Genomic DNA, 26,677 nt, shown 5'->3' with positions numbered 1-26,677 from the left:
CTTGAACAATCAATCGTCAGTCGCGCCTTCCCCTAAAACCAATGCCTTCGACACCGAAGCAAACTTCCTGTCGGCTATCGGGAATTCCAAACGGCTTCACATTCTGCATCTGTTGAGCGAAGGAGAAATGTCCGTAACCGTCCTGGCTGACGAAGTGGGATTGAGCCAATCTTCGACGTCTCAGCATCTGGCAATTCTTCGAGACCAGGAACTCGTGCAGACGCGAAGGGCTGCGCAGACGATCTACTATTCACTTCAATCTGAAGGGGTCAGGGCAATGCTCGATACGCTCGCGGACATCTTCGGATCGCATCGCCGTACGGCGGCAGAACGTGCTCGAGCCGTCGGCGCCTAACTCCAATGGCGGAACGCTGACCTTGCCGCTCATGATTGGTCTTCAATTCTGCTGACATGCGCCTCGACCCGTCGATCGCTGATGTACGTTTGATGTTCGTTTGATGTACGCCTCCTAGACCACGGTGTGATTACGCCTCCATTGCGAATGGAGATAATGAACCACATCAGAAACGGAACGAACGGCCCGGCGCACGGAGGCGATCATGGACGTATATGAGGCAGTCACAAGCCGACGGTCGGTGCGCGGATTCAGGGACCAGCCTGTGGCGATGGAGATACTTGAGCGCGTGCTGGCCGCCGCTGCCTGGTCGCCGTCAGGATCGAACATCCAGCCGTGGAATACCTACGTGATGACCGGTGCGCCGCTGGCCGAACTCAAGACGTCAGCCGTCGAGCGCGTTGCCCATGGCGACGCCTGGGACAAGCGGCAGTATGAGATGTATCCGTCGGTGCTGAAGCCCCCCTACGACGAGCGCCGCTCCGCCTTCGGCAAGGAGCGCTACAGCGCGCTCGGCATTGCGCGAGGACTGGGAGGCGCGCCAGCGGGCAGCAATCGCCAACTGGAATTGCTTCGGCGCGCCCGTCGCCCTGTCCTGCTAAATCGACCGTGACCTGGGTCTGCCCCAATGAGGCCGACGTCGGCATGTATCTGCAGACGGTCATGTTGCTGCTCCGCGCCGAAGGACTGCACAGTTGCCCGCAGATGGCGTGGTCGCAGGTGCGCGAGACGGTCGCCGAGGTCCTGTCGCCGCCCGATGGGCTGATCCTCTTCTGCGGCATGTCGATCGGCTACGAAGACCCTGCGGTTACGCCCGTACGGGCCGCGCCCCGCTGGCCGAAACGGTCACGTTCATCGACGAATAGTTGCTTGCACTCAAAGGACAGAGACCCCGTCGAGAATTCCGCGTATGATGGTCCCTTATCATGCGGGATACTGGAGAACGCCATGACCACGCATAAAGTAGGCTATCTTATCGGCAGCCTCGCCAAGGGCTCGATCAACCGCAAGCTCGCCAAGGCGTTGGTGCGCGTCGCCCCGCCGGAACTTGAAATGTCAGAGATCTCCTTCAAGGACCTGCCACTCTATAGCTACGATTACGACGCCGACTACCCTCCGGCCGGCAGAGCATTCAAGGCGGCAATCGCGGCCGTCGACGCAGTACTGTTCGTGACGCCCGAATATAATCGATCCATCCCCGGCGGGCTGAAAAACGCAATCGACTGGGCGAGCCGCCCTTACGGGACCAACTCGTTCACACGCAAGCCGTCGGCGGTGATCGGCACGTCGCCGGGCGCTATAGGCACAGCCGTCGCCCAGCAGAATTTGCGCAGCGTGCTCAGTTTCTGCAACTCTCCGCAGATGAATGCTCCAGAAGCCTACATCCAATTCACGCCGGGGCTGATTACTGATGACGGCGAGGTCACGAACGCCAGCACCGCCGATTTCCTTCGAACGTTCATGCAGGACTTCCACGTCTTCATCGCGAGGGTTCGCTCAGTGTTGCCGAAAGACGCCTAGAGGCGCTTGGAATGGGATGGCGATGTTCCTGCAATGCCTGCAAACGTCGCCGCGCAGGAGCGGCCGCGTCATCCGGCGGCCAGCTCCGATTAGTGTGTGAAGCCCTCAGGCGAAGGCATAAGAGCCGTCCGGCCGCTTCGGCACGCGCCGTTGCCAATGGATATAGCCTTCCTCCTGCATTGCCTTCTCGTCCATTTCGACGCCCCAGCCCGGCCGGTCGGGGCGCAGTTCGAGATGGCCATCCTTCGGCAGATAGGGGTCGACGACATAGCGGGTTTCCCCCTGCCGCTTCTCGATGTCGAGGCCGCCATAGACATAGGCCTGGCCTTTTGGCAGCCGGTATTCGAGGATGCGGAAATTCTGGGCCGCGGCCGAAAAATGCACATTGACCGCCGTTGCCAGCGGCCCCATCGGGTTGTGTGGAGCAATGCCGACGAAATAGGCTTCGGCAAGCGTGGCGATGCGGCGCATTTCGCTGATGCCGCCAACGACGCAAATGTCGGGCTGGATCAGGTCGGCGCCCTTGACCTGCAGCAGCCGCAGGAATTCGTTCCTGTTATAGAGCGACTCGCCGGTGGCCAGGACGCAGTTGAGCCCCTGTTTCAGGTCGCCCCAGGCCTCGATGTTCTCTGGACGCAGCGGCTCTTCGTAGAACAGCGGATCATAGGGCGCCAGCGCATTGCCGAGTTGCCTTGCGGCGATCGGTTCGAAAATCTTGGCATGAGCATCGAAGGCAATCTCGTATTCGTCATTGACCGTCTCGCGAAGCGAGCGGAAATAGTCGGCCGAGGCTTTTACGACATTGCCCCAGCGATGGGCATGCATGTCGATACGCCAGGGGCTGAGTTTGAAGGCGGTGAAGCCCCATTCCTCCTTGAGGCGATCGAACTCGTCGCGGGCGGCGGGCGCGTCGGGGGCGGTATAGACCCCGGCATAGACCTTGATGCGGTCGCGGACCTCGCCCCCCAGCAGCTTGTAGACCGGGACATTCGCGGCCTTGGCCGCCAAATCCCACAGGCAATGGTCGAGCGCGGAAATCGCGGCAAGGCCGAGTGCACCCGGCGGGAAGCGGCTTTGCTGGATCAGCAGGTTGACGAGATAATCGACGCGTGTCGGGTCCTGGCCGGAGAGAAAGCCGTAGAGATAATCGAGCAGCGGCGGCAGCGCCTTATCGGGGCCGTGATTGTAGCATTCGCCCCAGCCCGTCAGGCCGTCGTCGGTATCGAGCGCGACGATCACGCGGGGTCGGTCCTTGTCGCGGGTCATGAACACCCGCATGCGGTCGATCTTCATCATTCTGTCCTTCTAGCGATTGAAATAACTGCGGCGCGCCACGCGCGTCTGCACGTAGAGATGCTCGTCGTAGGTTCCGGGATTGTAGGAACCGGCGGCCTCCGGCACGGGAACGGAGACGTTGCCGCCGCTCGGAAAGCGGGCGACGAATTCCTCGTCGATATCGCAGCCAAGCCCGGGGGCGTCGGGAACGGTGATCATCCCGTCCACCTGCTCTGGATGCGGCACGATCGTCTGGCGGCGGCCGTCCCAGTCATCGTCGAGCCGCTCGAGGATGAGCGCGTTCGGAATGGCGGCCAACAGATGCAAGGCTGCATATTCCGCCACCGGTCCGAGCGAGCCTGAATGCGGTGCCATCTGGATATGATGGGCTTCGGCCATGGCCGCGATCTTCTTCATCTGGGTGATGCCGCCGGCTCGGCCGGTATCGGGCTGAATTACGTCGACCAGCTCTCTTTCGATGAGCTCGCGCTCGCCAAAGATGGTCGCCGAACGTTCGCCGGCGGCAAGCGGCACATGAGCGGCGTCGCGAATGCGCTGGTAGCCTTCGAGATTGTCGGGCGCGATCGGATCTTCCACCCACATCAGCTCATAGGGTTCGAGCGCCCGCACCAGGCGGCAGGCGTCCGCAGGGGTCAGCCATGGCGGCCCGTGCAGGTCGATGGCGACGTCCATATCGTCGCCGACCGCCTCGCGCAGTGCTGCGACCTTGCGAACCGGATCGGCCACGCCACCGCACTTGATCGCCTTTATGCCGCGCTGTTTGACCGCAAGCGCGCGTTCGGGCGTATTGGCATGCGAATAGATCGGGATCTTGTCGCGCACCTTGCCGCCGAGCAACATCCAGACCGGCACGCCGAGCGCCTTGCCCTTGATGTCCCAGAGCGCCATGTCGATGCCGGTCATCGCGCCGCCTCCGACGGTGCCGAGCATGCCGTGACCCATCATTGCGATATGCAACTTCTGCCACAGACGTTCGATATGGGCGGGATCTTCGCCGATCAGGAGAGGCGCCAGATCATGGATCGCCGTCTCGATCACCCGCGGCCAGCCGGAGCATTCGCCGATGCCGGTGATGCCTTCATCGGTGTCGATCTTCAAAAACAGCCAATTTCTCGTGCCCCGCAGCTGCGTGGATGCACCGTCTCCCGACCGCTCATCCGAGGCCCATTTCGAAGGGTCTGGCTGACCGGCGTGCATGAGAAATGTTCTTATGCCGGTGATCCTCATCGCTGAGCGCTCCCGTTCTTGAGAGTGTCGGGAGCGATATAGCGGAAGCGCCGCGAACGGTCGCGGTCACGTGGATCGGGGCGCGGAATGGCCGATATCAGCGCTTGCGTGTAAGCATGCTCGGGCGTGCGGCAGACCTTCTCCGCCTCACCGATTTCGACGAGCTGACCCTTATACATGACGCCGACGCGGTCGCACATATAGCGGATCACGCCGATATCATGGCTGATGAAGATATAGGCGAGGCCGAGTTCGTCCTGCAGGCGCATCAGGAGATCGAGCACCTGCGAGCGCACGGAGACGTCGAGCGCCGAGGTCGCCTCATCGGCAACGATGACCCGCGGATTGAGGGTGATGGCGCGGGCGATGCCGATGCGCTGGCGCTGGCCGCCGGAGAAGGCATGCGGGTAGCGTTCGCGCGCCCTCGGATCGAGGCCGACCTGCTCCATCAGGTGGCAGACGCGCTCGTCGAGCGCCCTCCCCTTGGCGATGCCGTTGACGAGCAAGGGTTCACCGATGATCTGGGAGACGGTCATGCGTGGATTGAGGGAGCCGAAGGGATCCTGGAACACCATGCGCAATTCGCGGCGCGCGGCAGCAAGCGTCTGCCCTTTTGCCGTTGCCAGGTCGATGATGCCGCCATCGGCGCGGCGATAGAGGATTTCGCCGGCGGTGGGATCGAGCAGCCGCATGATCGAGCGGCCCATCGTCGTCTTGCCGGATCCGCTTTCGCCGACGATGCCGAGTGTCTCACCGGGCAACAGCGAAATGGAGACGTCGTCGAGTGCTTTTACCTCGCCGAAATCCATCGAAAGATTACGCAATTCCAGGATTGGCGCCGCCGTCCGATCGAGCGGCGCCCGCGCCAGGCGAATCTCGGCCTTCTGCTCCAGCTTCAGCACCGAGCCAATCAACATGCGGGTATAATCGTCTTTCGGGGCGTGAAAGATCTGCTCGACCGGCGCATATTCCTTGGCGACGCCGTTATGCATGACCAAAACATCATCGGCGATCTGCGCCACGACGCCCATATCATGCGTGATGAAGAGAACGGCCATGCCGTTGGCCTTCTGCAGCCGGGCGATCAGGTCGAGAATTTCGGCCTGCGTCGTCACATCAAGCGCCGTGGTCGGCTCGTCGGCGATCAGCAACTGCGGCCTGCAGGCGAGGGCCATGGCGATCATCGCGCGCTGACGCATGCCGCCGGAATATTGAAAGGCATATCGATCCAACGCCTTTTCAGGCGCGGGAATTTCCACCTGTTTGAGCAGCGATATGGCTTCGGCGCGCGCTTCCCCCTTGCTCATCCTGGTGTGGAGGCGAAGCGCCTCGATGATCTGGTTGCCGACGGTGTGGATGGGCGACAGCGACGACATCGGCTCCTGGAAGATCATCGCGATATCGCGGCCGCGGATCGCCCGAATCTGGCGCCCGCGCGGATTGAGGCTGGTCAGATCTATGGAGCCGCCCTTCGGGTGGTTCAATGTGATCGAACCGCCGGCGATCCGGCCGGGCGCGTCGACAATCTGCAGGATCGAGCGCGCCGTCACCGACTTTCCGGATCCGCTTTCACCCACCACGCAGAGCGTCTTGCCCGGCTCGATTGTAAAGGACAGGTCGCTGACGGCGCGAAAGACGCCGGTGCGCAGGGGGAACTCGACGGTGAGGTTTTTCACCTCGAGCAGCGGCCTGCCGGCAATGGGAACGATGTCGGTCATGCCGGCCTCATTTGTTGTAGGGATCGGCCGCGTCGCGCAGACCGTCGCCGAGGAGATTGAGCGCCATGACGGCGACCACGACCGCGCAGCCCGGCAGGAAGAGCCAGGGCGCCGTGGCGATCGAGCGAATGTTCTGGGCCTCGCGCAGCAGCACGCCCCAGGAAATGGTCGGCGGCTGCAGCCCGAGGCCGAGGAAGGACAGAGAGGTTTCAGCCAGGATCATCGCCGGCACTGCGAGGGTGATCGAAGCAATGATATGGCTCGCAAAGCTCGGCAGCATGTGGCGAAAGATGATGCGGCCTTCACGAACGCCATCCAGTCTGGCGGCCGCGACGAATTCCTCGGTTCGCAGGGATAGGAAGCGGCCGCGAACGACGCGGGCAAGCTGGGCCCAGCCGGTCAGCGACAGGATGATCGTGATCATCATATATTGCAGCGTCGCCGGCCAATCCTGCGGCAGGGCGGCAGCCATGGCGAGCCAGATCGGTATCGTCGGCAGCGACAGCACGAAGTCGATTACACGCTGCATGAAGAAATCGATGCGGCCGCCGTAATATCCCGAGATGCCGCCGATCACGATACCGAGCATCAATGACAGGAAGACGCCGACGAGGCCGATCGACAGCGAGACCTGCGAACCCTGAACCGTCCGGCTGAAAACATCGCGCCCCAGCCGGTCGGCGCCGAAGAGAAGCAACGGCGTCGTCTTGTCGGGCGAGGCGATCAGATGGATGTTGGTCTTGAACAGGCCAAACACGGAATATTCATAGCCGCGCCCGAAGAACTGGACGTCGACGCGCTTCGTCGTGTCTTCCTTGAAGATGGCGGCGAGCGTTTCCGGATCGCGGCTCAGCTTCATCGGATAATAGTGCGGACCGAAGGAAAATCCGTTCTCGGTATCGATCAGATGCAATTTCTGCGGCGGGTGGAAGGTCGCCCGCGCATTTTGCAGGTTCGGATCGTTGATGGTGAAGAAGCCCGGAACCAGGGCAACGATGTACATCATCACGGTGACGACGAGCGCCACCATGGCCAGTTTGTGGCGGCGAAAAGCCCACCAGATCAGCTGCCACTGCGATGCGACGGCGGCGCGATCCGGCTGAATGTTTGTAACGGCGATGTCGGCCATATCAGGCTCCTATTCCAACCGGATGCGGGGATCGACCAGCGCAAGCAGAATGTCGCTGATCAGAGAGCCTATCAGCGTCAGCGCGCAAATCAGCAGAACGAAGGCGCCGGCCAGATACATGTCCTGGGCCATCAGTGCCTGCAGCAGCAAGGGGGCGGCCGTCGGCAGGTTGAGGACGATGGCGACGACGACCGAGCCGGAGATGAGATTGGGCAGTAGCCAGGCAATCGTCGAGATGAACGGATTGAGCGCGATCATCATCGGATATTTCATCAGCAGGCGGAATTCCGAGAGCCCCTTTGCCCGTGCCGTCGTCACGTAAGGCTTCGGCAGCTCGTCGAGCATGTTTGCGCGCATGACGCGGATGAGGCTCGCCGTCGAGGAGACGGCAAGGATGACGACGGGAAGCCAGAGATGCGAGAAGAGATCGCCCATCTTGGCAAAGCTCCAGGGCGCATTCTCATATTGTGGCGAAAACAATCCACCGACGTCCTGGCCGAATTCGACCGCTGCGATATACATCAGCACCAGCGCCAGGAGGAAGGACGGAACGGCCAGACCGAAGAAGGTGAAGGCGGTGAAGAAATAGTCGCCGATCGAGTATTTGCGCACCGCGGAAAAGACGCCGATCGGCAGGGCAATCGCCCAGGTGGCGATCAATGTCGAAAGAGCGAGAACCAGGGTCAGCGCCATGCGCTCCCAGATCAGATCCGACACCGGCTGCTGCCATTCGAAGGAAATGCCGAAATCGCCGCGCGAGAGGATGCCCCAGATCCATTTGAAATATTGGATGAGCATCGGGTCATCGAGTCCGAAGCGTTCACGCAATTGTGCCGCGGTGTTCTGATCGACGATCTCGTTGGAAGCCGCCAGCGTCGCAATATAGGTCGTGACGTAATCGCCCGGCGGCAGCTGGATCAGCACGAAAGCGAGGAAGCTGACGGCAAAGAACGATGGAATCATCCACAGCAAACGTTTGGCGATAAAGACCAGCATGGGCGCCTCTTGCATTGAGTACCGCCCTCGGGGCTAACCGGCTCTCATCGCCGGCAAGGCATCGGAAGGCGAACCGAAGAAAGCGCCGTACCGTCGGTACGGCGCTCGATCAAAATCAGCTCGTGAAGGTGAACTGCTGCGGCATCGCAGGTCCCGGATTGGGCCAGGACCAGCTATCCGGCTGCTTCTCGGGAACATTGCGCAGATTATTGCGGATGATGCCGAAGCCGCCAACGGCGAGGCAAAGTCCGACGGTCTCGAATTCCTCCGCGGCGATGTCGAAGATCTGCTTCATGATCGCGCCGCGTTTGTCGAGATCGGCCGTCGAACGTGCTTCGTCGAACAGCTTCATGCGCTTCTTCTGGCTTTCCGGCGGCTCCTCGCCGCGCGCGCCGTTAGACGTATACCAGAGCGTCCACGGAATGGCGTAACGCGAACCCTGCGGATGGAAAGCGAAGAAATCGCGCGGGTCAAGCATCGGATCGAGACCACCCGGCCCCGGCCACACCTGCGCATCATGGGCATTATCGTCGCCGCGGGTATAATAGAGGGCCCGCTCGATCGTATTGACCTTCATGTCGATGCCGATCTGCGACCAATGCGTCTTGACCAGCTCCAGGGCATCGACGAGATCGGGATAAAGCGTCGGAATGACGTCGACCGAGAAGAACACCTTCTGACCGTCGGGCCGAACGCGAAAGCCGTCCGGCCCCTTCTTATAACCGGCCTGATCAAGCATCGCGCCTGCTTTATCGGCGTCATATTCGGTGAATTGGCGCGCATATTTCTCATGATACCACGGATGGGTCGGACGCGGCCCGGCCTGGTAGGGCTCGCTCTGCCCGAAATAGACGATATCGATAAGCTCCGGGCGATTGATGCCGATCGAGAGCGCCTGCCGGAATGACTTGTCCGCAAACATCTTGCGCATGGCAGGATCTTTGTGGGTGATGTTGAAGTAGATCTGGCACTGCTGCGAGGCCGAAGGCACGAGCGTCAGCAGGCGATAATCACCCTTCTGCATGTTCTGGGAAAGCGTCGGCTTGTTGGCCAGCACGCTGATGTGACGTTCCTGAATATCGATCTTGCCCGAGATGACGTTCAGCATCAGCGATTCGACGTCCTGGGAAATGCCGAAATTGATCTCATCGATGTAGGGAAGCTGGTTGCCTGCCGTATCGACCTGCCAGAAATAGGGGTTCCGGGCCATGACGACGCGCGTGGCGCCGCCGACATAAGGCTCACTGACGACCCAGGGATCGAGGGTCGGCTTGTCGACATTGCCCCAGCGTGTCGGGATCTCGATGTCACCGCAGCGGCTGCGGAAGAGCTCCGTCCAGCTGGTGACGCCCGCCTTCTTCGCATCGGCCTCGATATTGGGATTGTATTTCGGCAGGAACTGGCTGCAGTAATGCTTCGGGAAGAGCGTCGGATGCTGGCCGAGCGGCGTGGCGAGATTTTCGAGGTAAAGCGCGTTCGCCGCCGCAAAGGTGAACTTCACCGTATAATCGTCGATCTTCTCGACGGTGACCGGCTTGCCGGCGACAGCAAGCTGCGCCGGTGTCGAGCTGTAGAGTTCGGTGTTCTTGACGCAGTCTTCGATCGCGAAAACGACGTCGTCGGCGGTAAAGGGATGACCGTCTGACCAGCGCACGCCTTCGATCAGATGGAAGGTGAATTGCGTTGCGTCGTCGCTGACTTCCCAGCGCTCGGCAAGGTTCGGCTGCACGGCGGTGAATTCCAGATTCCAGCGCACGAGGCTCTGGTTGCCGACCATGCGCAGGATGCCGTTATGGTCGGATGAACCGCGCAGGCCGCGGCGCAACGTGCCGCCATAGGTGCCGACCTTCTCGAACGGCGTTACCACCATCGGCTTCTTCGGCAGGCGCTCGGCCAGCGGCGGCAATTTGCCGTCCTTGACCAGTTGCGCCAGCGCAGGCGCTTCGCCGCCGGCGGCGAAGGCGCGACCGGCGATGGACAGTGCTGCAGCACCAGCCATGCCGCCGAGAACGGCGCGGCGGGTGACACCGCGAGACAGAATTTCATTGGGCATCGATTCCTCCCCTTTTATGCCGGCACAGGCTTGTCCCGGCTGGTGCGGCGGGCTCCCGACCTGCCGTTTTGCGCCCTCCTCGGCGCTGGAACGAAACCATAGACACGTTCTCAAATGATTACAAGAGTTGACAGATAATTACAGATTCGATAGCACATGCCGTATCAGACACAACGCCAAGCCGTTGGCAATCCTGCGTTGGATAGAGAAAGAAGACAGATCTGTCAGAAGCTGTATACAGGCCGCATCGCGGCCGGTGACGGCGCGGCGCCATCCCGGCGCATGGTCGAGAAGGCATATCCGGCTTCTGCTCGCCGGGCGAAGAGCCGACGGGGCGAATTTGCCACTTGGCGGGGGAGAAAAGAGCGATAATGACGTTTGCACTTGATGCCGTTTCGAACCGGGGCGCAACGCGCTTCAGCGACATCATCTACGAGAAGATCGTGGGGATGATCGCGGACGGCAATTTCCCTGTCAACGAGCGGCTGCCGTCGGAGACCAGGCTTGCAGCCGATTTCGGCGCATCGAGACCCGTCGTGCGCGAAGCGCTCGAACGCCTGAGAGCCGATGGCCTCGTCGTTTCCCGCAAGGGCTCTGGCTCCTATGTCCGGCAGCGGCCGGATTCGTCGATGCTGAAAATGGTCCCGGTCGGCTCGCTTGCCGATGTCCAGCGGTTCTTCGAATTCCGCGCCGGCCTCGAGGCCGAAGCTGCGGAGCTTGCCGCGCGAAACTGGCAGCCGGCCGACAAGGAGCGGATCACTGAGGCGCTTCTTGCAATCGAACAATGTTTGAGGAACGGCGAACTCGGCGCCGACGAAGACCAGGCCCTGCACGACGCGATCGCGATGGCGACGGGAAATCAGTTTCACATCACCGTGCGTGAATGGTTCAAGCCGCATTTCGCCATCGGCCATTCCGTAACGCGAAGCCTGAGCCTGAAACGGACTCCGGAGCAGATCCGCAGCGTTCAGGACGAGCATGCGGTCATCGTAGAGGCGATCTTCGCACGTCGGGAAATCGAAGCGCACGACGCGATGAAGAGACACATACTGAATGCGCGCGCCCGCATGTTCCAGGGGGTTTGAGCGACAATGGGAGGAAGGACGATGAGACGGATCGCCATAACGGGTGCCGCCGGACGTGTCGGGACGCTGTTGCGCCCGTTCCTCCGGCAGCATGCGGAGCATGTCCGCTTGATCGATATTCGCGAGCCTGTGGACCTGGCCGGAAATGAAAGCTTCGTCCGCGCCGATCTGTCAAAGCTCGAAGAGGTAACGGCCGCTTTGCGCGGCGTCGACGGCGTCGTTCATCTCGCCGGCATCGCCAGCGGCGTCGATATGAACGCTATTTTGCAGGCTAATGTCCTCGGCACCTACAATCTCTATGAGGCCGCCCGGATCAACAAGGTCGAGAGGATGGTCTACGCTTCCAGTAACCATGCGACCGGCTTTTATCCCCGCGGCGAGGTCATTTCACCGCTCGATCCCATGCGACCGGACAGCCCCTACGGGCTTTCCAAATGCTGGGGCGAACTGGTGGCGGGACTCTATTACGATACGTCGGGCATTCGCTCCCTATCCATCCGCATCGGCAATGCCGGCACCTATCCCAACAGCGAACGCACGATCGCAATCTGGATCAGCGCCCGGGATCTGGCGCAATTGGTGCGGATCGGCCTCACCCATCCGCAGATCGCCGCGACCGTCGTTTATGGCGTTTCCGATACCGACACGAAATGGTGGGACAACGATCTGGCGACGCGGCTTGGCTACCAGCCGCAGGACCGGCCGCGTGATCACGCCCATATCGAGAACGGCGCGGAAGGACGGGTCGCCCTTGCATTCCAGGGCGGCGGCTTCTGCGAATTCAATCACGATGGCAGCATCCGCATGCGCGATGCCGAAGGCCTCGTCAAAGATCCGGAGACAGTCTCGTGACGGCACCCCGCATCGTTGAGCCGAAGATCCGTCCTGTCCTGCAGCAACCGCTGACGGTCGGTGAATCGCCGGTATGGGACGAGGAGACCGGCGCGCTCTGGCTCGTCGATATCCTGGCGCCGGCGCTCGTCCGGCTCTCGGCCGAAGGCAAAGCCGACCACTTCGACATGCCTTCCGCGATCGGCTGCCTCGGACTATGCCGCGACGGCAGGATCGTCGTCGGACTCCAGACGGGCGTGCATCTCTTCGATCCCGTCTCCCGCCAGCTTGAATTTTTGTGCGATCCCGTGGGACGAGAGATGATCGGCCGCCTCAACGACGGCAAGGTCGGGCCGGACGGCCGCTTCTGGGTCGGCTCGATCAGCGAGGCCAAGCCGCAGGTGAATGATGCGGCGCTCTTCAGTGTCGGCGCCGACGGCAGCACGCGGACCGTCGCAACGGGGCTGACGAGTTCCAACGGCCTTGCCTGGTCGCCGGACGGCCGGCGGATGTATCACTCCGACAGCCGGCAGTGTTTTCTGCAAGCCTTCGATTTCAATCCCGAGACGGGCGAACTCGGCGGGGGACGCCGCCTTCGCAGTTTCACCGAAGAACAAGGCCGGCCGGACGGAGCGACCACCGATCGCGACGGTTTCTACTGGAGCGCCGGCGTCTCCGCCGGCCGCCTGAACAGAATATCGGCCGACGGCGAAATCGTTGAAATCTACATTCTGCCGGTCGCAGCACCGACAATGCCGTGTTTCGGAGGCCCTGATCTCAGCACCCTCTACGTCACGAGCCTGTCGAGCGACCGCACCGGACGTCTCGAGGCGGGGACGGTCATTGCCTTCGATGTCGATGCGGAGGGGCTGCCGCCCTTCCGGTTCGGCTGACGATCACTGAAGAAGAGCCAACGGGGGAGAAAAATGAGCATCGCGATCATGCGCAAGGCGCTTAGGGGCGTGTCGGGCGTTCCCGTCACGGCTTATGATGCCGGGGGCGAAGTCGAGCCCCGGATTACCGCGAAGGTCTATGCGCGGGTGGCCGCGGCCGGCATTCACAACATCGTCGCGGCCGGCAATACCGGAGAATTTTATGCCCTGACGCCGCAAGAGATCCGGATCGTCCACGAGGCGGCGGTATCGGGTGTGGATAGCCGGGCGCCGGTGACGGCGGCGATCGGCCGGTCGCTGCGCGAAGCGATCGGCATGGCCAGGGATGCGGCCGCGCTCGGCGCCTCCGCGGTCATGTCGCATCAGCCGGTCGATCCCTTCGCGGCACCATCGGCCCAGATCGATTATTTCTGCAATCTCGCCGATGCATCCACTCTGCCGCTCGTCGCTTACGTCAGGGCCGAGGGTTTCAGCGTCGCCGAGATCGTCCGCCTCGCCAATCACGGCAATATTGCTGGCATCAAGTTCGCCACGACTGATCTGATGTTGCTGTCGCGGGCGATCCCCGCCGCCGATCCCAAAGGCGCGTTGTTCGTGTGCGGCCTGGCGGAGAGCTGGGCGCCGACATTCACCGCGGCCGGGGCGCGCGGCTTCACCTCGGGCCTCGTCAACGTCGCGCCGAAGCTGTCGCTCGCCGTCCATGAAGCGCTTGAGAAAGGCGACTTCGCCGGGGCGAGAGCAATCGTCAACAAGCTCGAACCCTTCGAGCGGATGCGCACCAAGTTCCGCAACGGCGCGAACGTCACCGTCGTCAAAGAGGCCGTCACCTATTGCGGCCTCGATGTCGGCCCGGTACGCGTGCCAGGATTGCCGCGGCTCGACGCGCAGGATCGCGACGAGCTGCATCGGCTGCTTCGAGGCTGGGAGGCCGAGGGCGATATCCAAACGGACCGCCAGGACGTGAAGACGGCCGGCTAATTCGAAACATCATTCCCGCAAGCAACAGGATTGGGAGGTCTTGAGATGCTGAAACAGCTACTGACGACGATCGCAATGACAGGCGCGCTGATGGCGGCGCAGCCGAGGCTGGCGGCATCGCCGCCAGCATGCTGTTAATCGGGACGAATCTGACAGGTATCCGCACGCTCGATCCGGCTCAGAACAACGCCCGCACGGTGTCCGAGCTGATCTCGAACCTCCACGACAATCTCGTGCAGCTGTCGCCTGATGACCTCAAGACCCTGAAACCGATGCTGGCGACGAAAACCGTCCCTCGATGGTCCGCCAGCGCACGACCCATGACACCCCCAGTTTTATGTGAAGATGTGCCGGTCTCGCGAGACAACCAGAGTGACATTTGGCCGGCGCACAATGTATCAGTGCGAACATTACTGCGAAGCTGTCACCCGCTTCGATCAAAATTCCTATCCGGCGTATTTCTCAGCTCGAATACTCGAAAGGCGTCCTCCCCCGTGCCTGCGCTCGTTCTTCCCAGCCGCCCTTTATCGCTTACACCTGATGTGATCTCCACGCCGCGGGCTTACTTCTGGGCCACTCCCTTCATCGCGGCACTGGCGGTGTTTATGGTCACTTGGCAAGCGCCCGGCGTCATCAGGGATTTTCAGGTCAGCCAAAATCCGTTGACCCTTGAGAATGGTGACGTCCAAAATGGGAGATGCACGACACGCAAGGTCTTCTTTACGGACTGTGAGGCGCGCCTCGTCTACAGTTACGACGGACGCAACTACGACACGGAAGTCCAAGTGATGTTCGTCGATTTTCATACCGGCGATTATGAAACCGGCGTGGTGATCTCGGCCGACCATCCGGAATTGGCGACAATGAGCCTCGGTCTGGACAAGCTCTGGAACCGGATCATAACCCTCACCGTATTTGCCCTGTTTCTTGGCGGCATGAGCCTTGGAACACTGTTCCAGGCGTTGCGGATCTGGCGTGTTAAACGGCAACTGCGCCAACCGGCGTTCTTGGATACCATACTGGTGGAAATTGCTGCGTTCGATCGCAAGCGCAACACTCTTTCCGTTACCTACAATGACAAGATCGCCAACGATCGGACAGGTCGATCAGCCTACACCCAGATGAAGGAAGGTCAGGAGCCTTTGATTGTGGGGGTGGCAAACGGCAAAGCCGTGGGCTTGGCGGTCCGGCATGGCAGGACAGCGCTGCCAGTGCTTCTGGATGATCGTCTGCAACGTATCGGGCTGACGGATGACGAGCGAAAGATTGCGCTTGCGCCATTCGCACAGCACGGCGGTGGACAGACTGTGCCGGTCTTGATCGGCAAGCGCGGGAAGACAATGTCGGTCGGCGCGCGGCTGCGGCTGTTTTTTGGCACCCTCCTCTTGATCCTCGCCGGCTTCATCGGTTTCTGGCTTTGGTACGTGACCAGTGCCAGCACACCTTTCCAGTCGCCGGGGATGGACATCAACAATCTCATGCCGACGCCGTTGAACAAATGGGGGTGCCTTCAATTGCGGAAGCGGTTCGGCCAAGATCGCGCTCCCTTCGGATGCGTTGCGGGCGACTATACAAGCTGGAAATACTGAAGGCGGTCAGATCGCCGCGTTTACGCTCAACTCGACGGAAGTGACGAAGCCGAGAAAAAACAGCGCGCCGTCGGGCTTGCGCTAGGGCACAGTCGCTCACCCTATCACCCATGTGAAATTCAACGCAGGTGTTTCAAACTGATCGTTGACATCGGCCGCGTTAAGGCCGAAGCCGCACGCACTCGGCCGTGCATGCGCGGCCGTTTTTGCGAGGATATGAGGAATGAAGACGAAGGCGACCGTCGCCAATGCCGGAAACCTGATCATGACGGGCGTCGTGCTGATGCTTCTCGGCGATCTGCTGTTTGCGCTGAACGATGCGATGGGCAAGTGGCTGGTGACGAGCTTTGCCGTCGGTCAGGTGTTGGTGATCCGTTCGGTCGGCGCTTTCATCCTGCTCGGGCCGATGATCCTGCGGCAGGGACCGCTGGCGCTCTTCCGCGTCGAGCAGAAAAGCTTGCAGTTCATGCGGGTCATCATGGCGACCGGCGATGTCGCGCTGTTCTACGCCGCCGTCGCCTATCTGCCGCTCGCCGATGTCATGACCTTCTACATGGCCGGGCCGATCTACATTGCGGCGCTCTCGCATTTCTTTCTCGGGGAAAAGATCGGCTGGCGCCGTTGGCTCGCCGTTCTGGTCGGTTTTGCCGGCGTCGTCATCGCGTTGCGTCCGTCGACGGCAATGCTGTCGCTTCCCTCGCTTTTCGGCCTCGCCGGCAGTTTGGCCTTTGCCCTATCGTTGGTGATGAGCCGCTATCTCCGCTCGACCAGCGACACGACGCTGGTGACATGGCAGACGGTTGCGGCGCTTGCCACCGGCATCGTACTCAGCATCGGCCACTGGCAGCCGGCAACATCGATCGATTGGGCCGGCATGCTGCTGCTCGGCATCGTCGCCACCTGCGCGCATCTGCTGATCACCCGCTCGCTGAAGCTCGCGCCAGCATCGCTGCTGGCGCCGCTGCAATATACGCTGCTGCTCTGGGCAATCGTGCTGGGCTATATCTTCTTCAACGATATTCCCGATATGCAGATCGTCGTCGGCGCCGCAATCATCGTCTTTGCCGGCCTGTTCATCTTCCACCGGAAGAACCTGAAGGAGACGGTGCCGGCGGAGGCCGTCCCCCCGGACGGCCATTGACGAACCGCATCGGCATTCAGGAATGCGTCTTGCCCGTAAGGATCTACTCTTGCTGGCGCTGCTCCGAATGGCACGGACATATCGCCCGGATATATTCGACTGTCGTTTGCTCGTAAGACTCTTGGCTTTGTCCGATGCGGACTGGACAAGCGTCCTCAGTTCAAGACAAATTGTTCGCCATCCCCTCGTCACGGGAGCCGCGTCTCCGGATAAATACGCCTTCTCGGCCCTCGTCACATGACTGGGACACCGAAATCATCGATTGACCTTCAACAAGGATAGGAAGGCGTCATGAGTTTCAACAACAGCCAAAGTGCGTCAAGATATTCAGGCCGCGGACGGCGGCAAGCGCCCCTGCTCGTTCGGATATTGTTTCGGGCTGCAAAGGCTGTCTTCTGTCTAGCGTTTCTGCTGGCGACCATATGGGCCTCTCTCGCGCTATTCTATCGTCTGCCCGTTTCCGTGCTGGTCCGAGAGGTCGCAGCAGGAGTCCTCGCGTTGGTCGGTGTTGCCGCGGCAGTTTCCATAATCTGGAAGCCACGCCCCATGGTTGTCCTTCCGTTCGTCCTATGTTTTGCAGGCATCGCCGTTTGGTGGACCTCAATAAAGCCGCCAGTGACGGCCGACTGGGCGGGAGACGTCGCCAGGCAGGTGACAGGCACGGTCGACGGCAACATCCTCACGCTGACCAATGTCAGAAATTTCGCCTGGAAAACGGATGGCGGTTTTGTGGAGAAATGGGAGTCGCGCACCTACGACCTGAGCAAGCTCAGGAGCCTCGATTTGTTCATGTCCTATTGGTCAGGGCCTGAGATGGCGCACATGATCCTGAGTTTCGGGTTCGATGACTACCAATACCTGGCATGGTCGATCGAGGTGCGGAGGACGGCCGGGGGTAAATTCTCTCCGATCGGCGACCTCTTCAAAAGCAATCCCCTCGTCATTATCGCGGCCACCGAAAGCGACGTCATTCTTGTCCGATCCAACATACGCGGCGAGGACGTTCAGCTTTTTCGCATGCGCGTTCCGCCGGCCAATGCCGCTCGGCTTCTCCTGCAATATGTGAGCGATGCGAACACGCTCGCCGAACACCCGCGCTTCTACAACTCGCTCACCACCAACTGCACCACGACTGCCGCTAAAATGATGCGGGCCGTCGGCGCTACATTTCCGTTTGATTGGCGGCTGATCGTGAACGGTTACCTTCCGGAATTCGCCTATGACCGGAAAGCGCTCGATATGAAGCTGCCTTTTGAGGAATTGAAAGCGGCGGCGCGTATCACCGCACGGGCAAAGGGTGCCGCCGCCTCCGAGGAATTTTCGAAAGAGATCCGCGAGGGTGTGCCTTCACCGGGCGATTGAACAGCGCATCGGCCTGAAACTCCGAATCGATGGCACGATGCCGCCCGAAATGGCTGACACATTCGCCGTCATGACCTAATCCTCATCCCCGGGCGGCGGCTCCCAGCCGAAGACGCTGCGGCCGCCGAAATCGGCGGATTGGCGGAATTCGCCGGCGATGATCTCCTTGAGATCGGGACCCGTGACATAGCGTTCCATCTGCCGGGATTGATCGTCCAGGCGCTTCAGCGCCTGCAGTTCCTCCTCGCGCCCGAGCCTGCCCTTGCGCACCGCCGATTTCATCACGTCGATCGTTTCGTCATAGACCTTGAGCGGCACCGGGAAGGGATGTCGATCCTTGCCGCCGTGGGCGATGGAGAAGCGTGCCGGGTCAGAAAAACGGCAGGGCGCGCCGTGTATCACTTCCGCCACCATCGCCAGCGCCTTCACCGTGCGGGCGCCGACACCTGGAACGAGGAGCAACTCCTGAAAGTCCACCGGTCCGCGGTCCGCCGCAGCCGCCATATTTCCATGCAGGCGCCGCATGTGGACATCGCTCTCGCGGACATCATGATGAGTGGGCATGACCAAATGCGGCAGCATCGGCTGTTCGGCAGGTTCGGGCGCCGGCTCCTCCGCACGCATCAGCGCGGCCGCCTCACGGATGATCCTGTCGGGGCCGAGCGTTGCCAAGAGGTCGAGCTGACCACGCCGTGAGCGCTCGGCGCGTTTATCGGCGAGATTGACAATTTCGCCCTGACTTCTGCCTTCAATTGCCGCATGCGGCGAGTCGACGAAACTTTCGAGTCCTTCGGAGAGCCAGTGATAACGCCGGGCCTGCCGCCGGTCGCCATTCATGCCCTGCTGCACCACTACCCAATGACCGTCATCGGCGACGATGAAGCCGTGCAGATAGAGGTCGAAGCCGTCCTGCAGCGCGGCGCTGTCGACCTTGGCGATGAGCCGGCTCGTCGTCGCCAGCCCCTCCCCGTCGAGGCCGACGCGCTCGCCGATCGAGACCAGCTCTTGCGGGGTCTTGCGCGAATGCGCGCCTCGGCCGCCGCAGACATGCAGGCCGAGCTCGCCGGCGCGCGGCTTCAGCCCGCGCTTCAACGCACCGAGAACACTTGTCGTAATGCCGGAGGAATGCCAATCCATGCCCATGACCGCGCCGAAGGACTGGAACCAGAAAGGGTGGGCAAGCCGGCGCAGAAATTCGTCGCGGCCGTAGTGATGAACGATCGCCTCGGTGATCAGCGTTCCCAACCGGGTCATCCTGTCGCCGAGCCAATGCGGCACACGTCCCCCGTGAAGGGGAAGATCGGCGCTGCCTGCCCGTTGTGACATCTCGTTTCCTATATCCTCGCTGTTCGACCCGCTGTGCGGCGACGGCCGGGATCGGGAACCCGGTGAATTTCCAGGCGTTTGTTTTCAGTCAAAACGGCCGAGGCAAACATGACCGCATTCGAAACCATTTCCGATCAACCTTACCTGACCCGAACAAAAGCGCAACATCGGGGAGGCGAAAAAGAGGGGAGTGCGGCATTTCGGCTCCAGGGACGCGCGGAAAAAGCCGCCTTTCTAATCAACGGCAACAAATATTTTGCCGAAGTTTCAAGGGCGTTGCGGCAGGCCCGCCGCAATGTGTGGATCATCGGATGGGACTTCCATCCCAATATTCGATTGGAGCCCGAGAAGTCGGACGAAACCTTGGCGGACCTGCTGCACGCGCTGGCGGCGGAAAATCCCGAACTCGAAATACGCATTCTTATTTGGGCGCTCGGGCCGATCTACTCGGACAAATCGATAGATCTACTTCGGAAGAAGAATTTCCCCAAGAATGCCAGGATCGATCTGCGTTTCGATCTTCAGGACGCGTTGCGCGGCTGTCATCATCAGAAACTCGTCTGCATCGACGACGCGGTCGCCTTCATCGGCGGTATAGACATGACGTCGCGGCGATGGGATACCAGGCGCCATCACGCCAAGGACAAGCTGCGGCGCGACCCCGACGGTGCCCCCTACGATCCGCTGCACGACGTGCAGGCGATGGTTACGGGCGATGCCGCCCGGCTGATCGGCGATATCGCCAGGCGGCGCTGGGAAAACGCCACCGGCGAAAAGCATCTGCCACTTGCCGGCAGCCTGTCCTTCGCCTGGCCAGACGATCTCTCGATATCGCTGCAAGACATCCCGGTCGGTTTCGCCCTCACGGAGCCGGAAACCACCTGGCGCACCGGTATCGGCGACGGCATCGCATCGACCCTGGAGATCATCGCCCGAGCGCGGCGTCAACTCTATATCGAGGCGCAATATCTCGCCTCCTTCCGCGTCGCCGACGCCATTGCCGCACGGTTGCAGGAGGAGGACGGGCCCGAGGTGGTCGTCATCTGCACGCGCAGTTCTCACGGGCTGATCGAAAAGCTCGTCATGGGCAGCAATCGCGACCGTGTCATCCGCCGCCTCAAACGCGCCGATCGCGCCAACCGCCTGCGGGTCTGTTACCCCGTCGTGCCCGGGCCGAAAGTGCCAGGGCCTGAGGCGCCCGGGCAGTCGGCGCAGGCAGACAGCGAGGTCGAGGTGCTCATCCATTCGAAATTGATAATCGCCGACGACGAACTGGTCCGCATCGGCTCTTCCAATCTCAACAATCGCTCGGAAGGGCTTGATTCAGAATGCGATCTGCTGTTCGAGGCTGAAACCGGCGAGCATCGCCGCGCGATCGCGGAGCTGTACAATCGGCTTCTCGCGGAATATCTCGGAGCGGCTCCCGAGGCTTTCGCGGCTGCCTACGCGCAACGCGGTTCGATGATCGAGGCGATCGACGCGCTAAACCAGGGGGCTCGCGGCCTCAGGGAATTTGCCGTCGAACTGTCAGGCAAAGTCTCGCCGATCACAGGTACGGCGATCGTCGACCCCAGCCGGCCCTTTCTGCTCCTACACCGACTGGGCCTCGGCGCGCTCCTCCGCCTGTTCGCCGGCACTGCGTGACCGCCGGAAGATGAATTCGCTGATGAGGAGAAGTGTCGTGCCCAGCGTCAGCGGGATGAAGAAATAAGCGCAGCGGAAAGCGATCAGCGCGCCGATCGAGGCCTGCTGCGGCACGGCGTAGGAGACGGTCGCCTCCAGCACGCCGAGGCCGCCGGGGACATGGGTTGCCAGGATCGCCGAATTGGCGAGCACGTAAGCCGTGACGGAGCGGAAGAAGGCAACGTCGCCGAAGGTCGCGAGCATCTGGTGCAGGCAGGCGGACACCAGCATGAAGTTGATCGTCCCGACGCCTACCTGCGCCACCGCGATCGGAAAGCGCGGCAGTTGAAACGACCACCGCCACAGCCGCAGCTTGCCGCGGATGAAGAACGCCAACCCCGCGTAGACGGCCGGCACGGTCAGAGCCAGCAGCCCGAACACCCGGGTGCTTGCCGCATCGAGACGCAGCAGACGTGCCGCGTCAGCGGGATTGACGATCAGGGCAAGGCCGCCGAGCGTGATGAGGCCGAGCCCCACTGTGACACCGCAGAACAGGATGATCTTCGCCACGTCCTCCGTCGTCAGTCCCCAGCGGGAATAATAACGATAGCGGAAGGCGCCGCTACTCAGACCTGCAAAGCCAATATTGTGACCGAGCGAAAGGCTGATGAATGAGGCGAGCAAGACCCTCCGGTAAGACAGGGATTTGCCAAGGGAACGGATCGCCAGCAGGTCGAAACAGCTGAGGCATAGATACGATGCCGCCGCGAAGAGCAACGCGGTGGCGAAGGTCGCAAACGGTATGCCGCGGACCGATTGGACGATCTGCTCCAGGCTGTACTGGCGGAAAATCCGATAGAGAAGAAAGCCCGCGACGCAAAGGGCGGCAACGAGCAGTCCATTCCAGATTATGGTTTTCAGATTCATCGATTGTCCGTTTCCGAAGTGCGAGCCCCACGGCTCGATCATTTGGAACGATCAAAAGAGTTCTGTGTTCCCCTGGGGGAGAACGAGTCCCGTCTCTCGAGGGGAGATCAGCTTCAGCGGACCTATGCCGGATAGATCGATCAAACTCCTAACTTATAACGTTCACAGCTGCATCGGCAACGACCGGAAGCTCGACCCCGGGCGGATCGCTTCGGTCATCGCCGAGGCTGAAGCCGACATTGTCGCCCTGCAGGAGGTCGACGTCCTCAGGCGCAGGACCGGCGGCGTCGACCAGGCCCATGCAATCGCTTCCCTTCTAAAGATGCAGGCTCATTTTCACCCTGCGCTGTCGATTGCCGAGGAGCAATATGGCGATGCAATCATCACCGCGTTGCCAACCGGCGCGGTCAAGGCCGGTCCGCTGCCCTCCATCGGCGAAGCGAGGGGCGCGTTGTCCGTCGAAATATTACTCGGCGACAGGAAGTTGCTCGTTGTCAATACTCATCTCGGCCTTCGAGGGCGCGAGCGCATTCGGCAGATGACGACGCTCTTGAATTCCGGCTGGCTGCGCGGTCCGTCGGACGAACCGGTTCCAAGCGTTCTCTGCGGCGATTTCAACGCCATTCCGTCATCGGCGACTTACCGGCTTGCCGCGCGCTCATTGACCGACGCCCAGCTCGCAGGCAGCGAGGCGCCGAGAGCGACCTTCCCCTCCCGCTATCCGCTGATGCGTCTCGACCACATCTTCGTCACCGATGACCTGGTCGTCCAACGGGCAATAGTGCTCCAAAGCCGGCTGACGAGGGTCGCCTCCGACCACCTCCCTCTTCTTGCAGAGATCAGTTTCGCCTGATCATTCGCCAGCGGCGATGGAGTCTCCGGCAGAAAACGGCATTCAACGTCACCCATAGCGACATTGAAACGAATATTTCACGAGTTAGGCGTTATGAAATATTCATTCCGCGATACCATAGGTTTCGGGACGGAGACGGATAGAGTCGATTCAAGCGGATCGGGACTTTCACTCGAGATCGGCTGTTTCCTGCAGGGGTGGAGGGGTTTGATGCTGGGAAGGCTGTTATCGCGGGTTCGCATCCAGACGCAGGTGATGCTGTTCATCATTCCGTTCATCTTGAGCATCATGGCCGTGGGCGCGACGGGTTTTTATGCATCGAGTCTGCTTCAGGGGCGGATGGATATTTCCAACTCCGTCCTGCAATCCTTGAGCGGCTTTCGCAATCTGTCGGCGGCAATGGCCGAGTTCCTCGCCAATGCCACGCAGGAAAACCGGGAGGCCGTCAACGCCAGGCTTGCCGACCAGCGCAGCCTTCTGAAATCCGGCATCGAGCGGCTCAGCGCAGATCATAGTGGTCAGCAGGAACTGGAGCAGGTGCTCTCTTCCATTGACGGAATTGCAGCCCGCATGGATTTGCTGTGGCAGCTTCAGGAGAGCAGGGCAGCGCTGCTCACCGATCTTCAGAAAGCCCAGAGCGTCGTCGTATCGTCTCAGACAGATATTGTCGAAGGGACCAAGGCTCTCCAGCGTACCGCCGACCTGCAGGAAGATGAATCCCGCAACACCCTCGCCGACGCACAGCGTATTTCGGACTTCGCGTCCTTCGCCCAATTGCTGAACGACAAGGCCCAGGCCGCAGGCACGATTGCCAGGCCGGATATGGAGCAACTCGCCCGGCAGCAGCGCGTCGTGGGAATGGCCCTTGGCGGCGAAGCGCCGGATGCCAAAAAGGCGATCGACGACGCCGTCGCTTCCCTGAAGCCGCTCGTCGAAGCCTCTGGCCAGACCGAGGAACGCGCAGCCGCGCTTAGCGATAAAACTGGCCAGATCGTCGGCAGCCTGCCCGAATTGCGGGTGGTCGCCACACGGCGGCTGAAGGCCGTGACCGACAAGGCGGCCGAGACAGCCAAAATGGTCGAGCGCGCCAAGATCAGTCAGAGAGATGGTCAGAAGCTGACGACCTCGGCTTACGTGATCCAGATCGTCCTGGCGAAGCTGGCGCTGGCCCCGACGGACGCCAATCTCCAGCGGCTTTCGCAGGAGATCACCGCCGTCAGAAAAGGTCTGGACATGCTGATTTCCAATGCCGGCGGCGTTACACAATTCGATAATCTCAAACCGAAGCTTCTGCCGGCGCTGGACAAGATGCAGAAATCCGCTGCCGACCTCGTCCGCATCAGCGCGCAGCGCCAGGACGAATTCCGTGCCGCCGCCGCCGATGTGGATCGGATGTGGTCCCAGCTGACGGCTTTCGCCGAAATGCAGCGGCAGAACGCGGCCGACGAACGCGATGACGCCAACTCCATGTCGCTTGGAACAACGATCCTCGGCGTGGTGATCGCAATTCTCGCCGGCATCGGTCTGACTGTGACGCTTAAAGGGCCGATCAATCAGATCACCTCGGCAATGCGGCGACTGGCGGACGGCAGGCTGGAAACGTCGATCGTCGGCGAAAGCCGCGCCGATGAATCGGCGACATGGCTCGTGCGCTTGGTGTCTTCAAGAACAATGCGATCGCCAAGGTCGAGATTGAGGAGCGCAGCGAGATCGAACGGACGAGGGCCGAGGAGGAAAGGCACCGCAATGACGAGGAGAAACGCGCTGTCGAGCAGCAGATCGATTTTGCGGTGACGGCACTGGCCGAGGGGCTCGGGCGCCTGGCGCGAGGCGACATCTCCCAGCCGATCGCGACGCCTTTCTTCGGCCGGCTGGAGCAACTTCGTAACGATTTCAATTCGTCGCTGCTTCGTCTGCAGGAAACGATTGACCAGATTCGCACCAACACGCGGATGATCGAGGGCAATGCCGGTCAGATGGATCTGTCCGCCAGCAACCTCGCGAAGCGCACGGAACAGCAGGCCGTAGCGCTCGAAGAGATCGCCGCCGCCATCGAGGAGATTACAACGACGGTTCGCTCATCAGCGGCCTGCGCCGACGATGCCCGTGAGATTATCACGGATACCAAGAAGACCGCCGATTCTTCATCCGAGGTGGTAGCCAGCGCCATCGACGCGATGAGCAAGATAGAGGCGGCTTCCAACGAGATCGTGCAGATCATCGGCGTTATCGATGACATCGCCTTTCAGACGAACCTGCTCGCGCTCAATGCCGGCATCGAAGCGGCCCGCGCCGGCGAGGCCGGCAAAGGTTTTGCGGTCGTGGCCCAGGAAGTCCGCGATCTCGCCCAGCGCTCAGCGGAGGCCGGTCAACGGATCAAGCAACTCATCGGACGTTCGCGAGCCGAGATCACCAACGGCGCGCGGGTCGTTCGCGAAACGAGTGAGGTCCTTGAAAGCATTTCCGCAAAAGTGGTCACCGCATCCGAGCAGATGGATGTCATCGCCCGCTCGAGCCGGGAGCAGTACAACGCGCTGCACGAGGTCAATTCTTCCGTCAACAGGATGGACCAGATGACGCAGCAGAATGCCGCCATGGTCGAGGAAACCAGTGCGGCGACGAAGGAACTTGCCGATGAGACCAGAACGCTCCTGCAGCTGATCGACCAGTTCCAGCTGGATCAAACGGAGGCACGCCGGGTTGCCGCTGCATAGAGCATGACGCGCAAAAGTGTGCAGCGGTTTTGCAAAAACGACATGCGTAAGCACAAGGACGCAAAGCGCGGCAGGCGAATCCGAAAGATCGCGACGCGCTTTAGGCCCATCCTATCCTACCCTCGCGATGGTCACGACGCGCGGGTGCGTCAGTGATGGCTGTAGAGCGGCGGCGCCACCTCTTCGTCGGCTAGCTCCGGGTAGAGGTACCTGCGCGTGCGGGCGAGTGCTTCCGCCTCCCGGCGGTTCCGCTCCAGCAGCGCAGCAGTAACATCCTTGTACGGTTCGCCCTCCGATAGGGCGACGCGGACAGTTCCGCCCTGCGAGAGGAAGTCGCAGAACGACCGTACCGAGCGAAGACGCGTGGTAATCTCGATGTAGCGATCGTCATGTCCAGCCATGTTCGCCTCCGTTTAAAGCGGTAGGATGTCACGAACACTTCGGCGAGATGATGGCGTGCCTTCCATTGTGAGGAAACCGACGCGCGATCAAACCCAGACCCGTTCGTGCCTGCTGCCATCACCGCCGGGCGAGGTTTCGATTCATCGCAGCGACGGCCAAAGGCAATGCCGTTGTCATCACGGCTCCCCAAGGCAGGCGCTTCAGACCCCTGGTGATGACGAAGGCACCCGCCATCGCGCCGGCGAGCTTCAGCCAGGGCTGATCGCCAAGCTGGGCATGGGCGCTGGAATCAGCCCACCGGAGGTTTTCGGTGACAACGGTCGCGGCCTGGCGTCTGATTCCATGAAGACGAGCCTGCAGAATTTCGAGTTCCCACCTCAATTCCTGCAGCCGGCTTCCCAGGATGTGTTCCTCGGAGGTCCGCACCGGTTCTCCCACGTGATCTTCGGTCGGAGCGGACACATCTCTGCCCAATGTGGCAAAGTAGGCGCGGTATTCGGCCTCGCTCGCGAACCCCTCACGCCGAATGAGATCCGGATTGATGGCCGGTTCCTCTCCATTCGGCATTGAAGCGGTGGCATCGCCGCGGTTATTTTCGGCGCCGAAGGCGGCGGCCTGATCCTTGAACATGTTGCGTCTCCCATTGGTTCCTTTCGGC

The 26,677-nt window shown here is 61.3% G+C and carries 21 protein-coding genes and 3 pseudogenes; 14 read left to right on the top strand and 10 right to left on the bottom strand.

The window, feature by feature from the left end:
- The first annotated feature begins 1 nt into the window (after nucleotide 1).
- The 3 genes and pseudogenes from HJC00_RS25830 (at nucleotide 2) to HJC00_RS25820 (ending at nucleotide 1,876) form a co-directional block, all read left to right on the top strand.
- On the top strand, nucleotides 2-355 hold the full coding sequence (locus tag HJC00_RS25830) for a helix-turn-helix transcriptional regulator (RefSeq protein ID WP_210631884.1): 354 nt from the start codon (nucleotides 2-4) through the stop codon (nucleotides 353-355).
- A gap of 205 nt (nucleotides 356-560) precedes the next feature.
- Nucleotides 561-1,221, top strand: a pseudogene (locus HJC00_RS25825) (nitroreductase).
- A gap of 82 nt (nucleotides 1,222-1,303) precedes the next feature.
- Complete coding sequence (locus HJC00_RS25820; protein WP_210631883.1) at nucleotides 1,304-1,876, top strand: NADPH-dependent FMN reductase; 573 nt, start codon at nucleotides 1,304-1,306, stop codon at nucleotides 1,874-1,876.
- A gap of 105 nt (nucleotides 1,877-1,981) precedes the next feature.
- Here HJC00_RS25820 and HJC00_RS25815 read toward each other — a convergent pair whose 3' ends face one another.
- The 6 genes from HJC00_RS25815 to HJC00_RS25790 all read right to left on the bottom strand — a co-directional run bounded on the left by HJC00_RS25815 (nucleotide 1,982) and on the right by HJC00_RS25790 (nucleotide 10,295).
- Nucleotides 1,982-3,169, bottom strand: a complete 1,188-nt coding sequence (locus HJC00_RS25815) for a mandelate racemase/muconate lactonizing enzyme family protein (protein ID WP_221147424.1) — start codon at nucleotides 3,167-3,169, stop codon at nucleotides 1,982-1,984.
- 12 nt (nucleotides 3,170-3,181) lie between these two features.
- Nucleotides 3,182-4,399 carry a mandelate racemase/muconate lactonizing enzyme family protein gene (locus HJC00_RS25810; RefSeq protein ID WP_221155892.1) on the bottom strand — a complete coding sequence of 406 codons (1,218 nt, stop codon included), beginning with the start codon at nucleotides 4,397-4,399 and terminating at the stop codon, nucleotides 3,182-3,184.
- Nucleotides 4,396-6,117, bottom strand: a complete 1,722-nt coding sequence (locus HJC00_RS25805; RefSeq protein WP_221147410.1) for an ABC transporter ATP-binding protein — start codon at nucleotides 6,115-6,117, stop codon at nucleotides 4,396-4,398. Before HJC00_RS25805 ends, HJC00_RS25810 begins: the two co-directional genes overlap by 4 nt.
- Before the next feature lie 7 nt (nucleotides 6,118-6,124).
- Nucleotides 6,125-7,246 carry an ABC transporter permease gene (locus HJC00_RS25800; RefSeq protein ID WP_210631880.1) on the bottom strand — a complete coding sequence of 374 codons (1,122 nt, stop codon included), beginning with the start codon at nucleotides 7,244-7,246 and terminating at the stop codon, nucleotides 6,125-6,127.
- A gap of 9 nt (nucleotides 7,247-7,255) precedes the next feature.
- Nucleotides 7,256-8,242, bottom strand: coding sequence for an ABC transporter permease (locus HJC00_RS25795; RefSeq protein WP_221164801.1), 987 nt, complete (start codon nucleotides 8,240-8,242; stop codon nucleotides 7,256-7,258).
- 115 nt (nucleotides 8,243-8,357) lie between these two features.
- Complete coding sequence (locus tag HJC00_RS25790; protein ID WP_221164800.1) at nucleotides 8,358-10,295, bottom strand: ABC transporter substrate-binding protein; 1,938 nt, start codon at nucleotides 10,293-10,295, stop codon at nucleotides 8,358-8,360.
- A 371-nt stretch (nucleotides 10,296-10,666) separates the two neighbouring features.
- On the opposite strand from HJC00_RS25790, the gene HJC00_RS25785 reads away from it, so the two are divergent.
- From HJC00_RS25785 to HJC00_RS25750, 8 genes and pseudogenes are all read left to right on the top strand, one after another.
- On the top strand, nucleotides 10,667-11,380 hold the full coding sequence (locus HJC00_RS25785; protein WP_210631877.1) for a FadR/GntR family transcriptional regulator: 714 nt from the start codon (nucleotides 10,667-10,669) through the stop codon (nucleotides 11,378-11,380).
- A 21-nt stretch (nucleotides 11,381-11,401) separates the two neighbouring features.
- Nucleotides 11,402-12,232 carry an NAD(P)-dependent oxidoreductase gene (locus tag HJC00_RS25780; RefSeq protein ID WP_221147407.1) on the top strand — a complete coding sequence of 277 codons (831 nt, stop codon included), beginning with the start codon at nucleotides 11,402-11,404 and terminating at the stop codon, nucleotides 12,230-12,232.
- Complete coding sequence (locus HJC00_RS25775; RefSeq protein WP_221147406.1) at nucleotides 12,229-13,104, top strand: SMP-30/gluconolactonase/LRE family protein; 876 nt, start codon at nucleotides 12,229-12,231, stop codon at nucleotides 13,102-13,104. Before HJC00_RS25780 ends, HJC00_RS25775 begins: the two co-directional genes overlap by 4 nt.
- A 33-nt stretch (nucleotides 13,105-13,137) precedes the next feature.
- The gene (locus HJC00_RS25770; RefSeq protein ID WP_221164799.1) at nucleotides 13,138-14,082 is read left to right on the top strand and encodes a dihydrodipicolinate synthase family protein; all 945 of its coding nucleotides are present in this window, start codon (nucleotides 13,138-13,140) and stop codon (nucleotides 14,080-14,082) included.
- A 45-nt stretch (nucleotides 14,083-14,127) separates the two neighbouring features.
- Nucleotides 14,128-14,396, top strand: a pseudogene (locus HJC00_RS25765) (ABC transporter substrate-binding protein); the annotation flags it as partial.
- A gap of 180 nt (nucleotides 14,397-14,576) precedes the next feature.
- Nucleotides 14,577-15,671 carry a hypothetical protein gene (locus HJC00_RS33055; protein WP_221164808.1) on the top strand — a complete coding sequence of 365 codons (1,095 nt, stop codon included), beginning with the start codon at nucleotides 14,577-14,579 and terminating at the stop codon, nucleotides 15,669-15,671.
- Between the two features lie 223 nt (nucleotides 15,672-15,894).
- The gene (locus tag HJC00_RS25755) at nucleotides 15,895-16,812 is read left to right on the top strand and encodes a DMT family transporter (RefSeq protein ID WP_221164798.1); all 918 of its coding nucleotides are present in this window, start codon (nucleotides 15,895-15,897) and stop codon (nucleotides 16,810-16,812) included.
- 369 nt (nucleotides 16,813-17,181) lie between these two features.
- Nucleotides 17,182-18,174 carry a DUF4105 domain-containing protein gene (locus tag HJC00_RS25750; RefSeq protein ID WP_259672317.1) on the top strand — a complete coding sequence of 331 codons (993 nt, stop codon included), beginning with the start codon at nucleotides 17,182-17,184 and terminating at the stop codon, nucleotides 18,172-18,174.
- Nucleotides 18,175-18,249: 75 nt separating this feature from the next.
- Here the strand turns inward: HJC00_RS25750 and HJC00_RS25745 are convergent, their stop codons facing one another.
- Nucleotides 18,250-19,500 (bottom strand): DUF763 domain-containing protein, encoded by a 1,251-nt coding sequence (locus tag HJC00_RS25745; RefSeq protein WP_221147402.1) that lies wholly within the window; start codon nucleotides 19,498-19,500, stop codon nucleotides 18,250-18,252.
- 108 nt (nucleotides 19,501-19,608) lie between these two features.
- Between HJC00_RS25745 and HJC00_RS25740 the strand changes: the two genes are divergently transcribed.
- Complete coding sequence (locus tag HJC00_RS25740; RefSeq protein ID WP_221164796.1) at nucleotides 19,609-21,144, top strand: phospholipase D-like domain-containing protein; 1,536 nt, start codon at nucleotides 19,609-19,611, stop codon at nucleotides 21,142-21,144.
- Here HJC00_RS25740 and HJC00_RS25735 read toward each other — a convergent pair.
- Nucleotides 21,091-22,050, bottom strand: a complete 960-nt coding sequence (locus HJC00_RS25735) for a lysylphosphatidylglycerol synthase domain-containing protein (protein WP_210631869.1) — start codon at nucleotides 22,048-22,050, stop codon at nucleotides 21,091-21,093. The genes HJC00_RS25740 and HJC00_RS25735 overlap by 54 nt on opposite strands.
- 124 nt (nucleotides 22,051-22,174) lie before the next feature.
- On the opposite strand from HJC00_RS25735, the gene HJC00_RS25730 reads away from it, so the two are divergent.
- Both HJC00_RS25730 and HJC00_RS33180 read left to right on the top strand, forming a co-directional pair.
- The gene (locus tag HJC00_RS25730) at nucleotides 22,175-22,903 is read left to right on the top strand and encodes an endonuclease/exonuclease/phosphatase family protein (protein ID WP_221164795.1); all 729 of its coding nucleotides are present in this window, start codon (nucleotides 22,175-22,177) and stop codon (nucleotides 22,901-22,903) included.
- Nucleotides 22,904-23,113: 210 nt separating this feature from the next.
- Nucleotides 23,114-25,617: pseudogene (locus HJC00_RS33180) on the top strand (methyl-accepting chemotaxis protein).
- Between the two features lie 149 nt (nucleotides 25,618-25,766).
- Here the strand turns inward: HJC00_RS33180 and HJC00_RS25720 are convergent.
- Entirely contained in the window at nucleotides 25,767-26,018 is a 252-nt protein-coding gene (locus HJC00_RS25720) for a hypothetical protein (protein ID WP_221164794.1), read from the bottom strand.
- Between the two features lie 118 nt (nucleotides 26,019-26,136).
- Nucleotides 26,137-26,649 (bottom strand): hypothetical protein, encoded by a 513-nt coding sequence (locus tag HJC00_RS25715; RefSeq protein ID WP_221164793.1) that lies wholly within the window; start codon nucleotides 26,647-26,649, stop codon nucleotides 26,137-26,139.
- Nucleotides 26,650-26,677: the final 28 nt, after the last annotated feature.

Source organism: Rhizobium sp. NLR22b, from assembly GCF_019685295.1.
Classification (GTDB): domain Bacteria; phylum Pseudomonadota; class Alphaproteobacteria; order Rhizobiales; family Rhizobiaceae; genus Rhizobium.
This window is presented reverse-complemented; position numbering and strand designations above follow the sequence as displayed.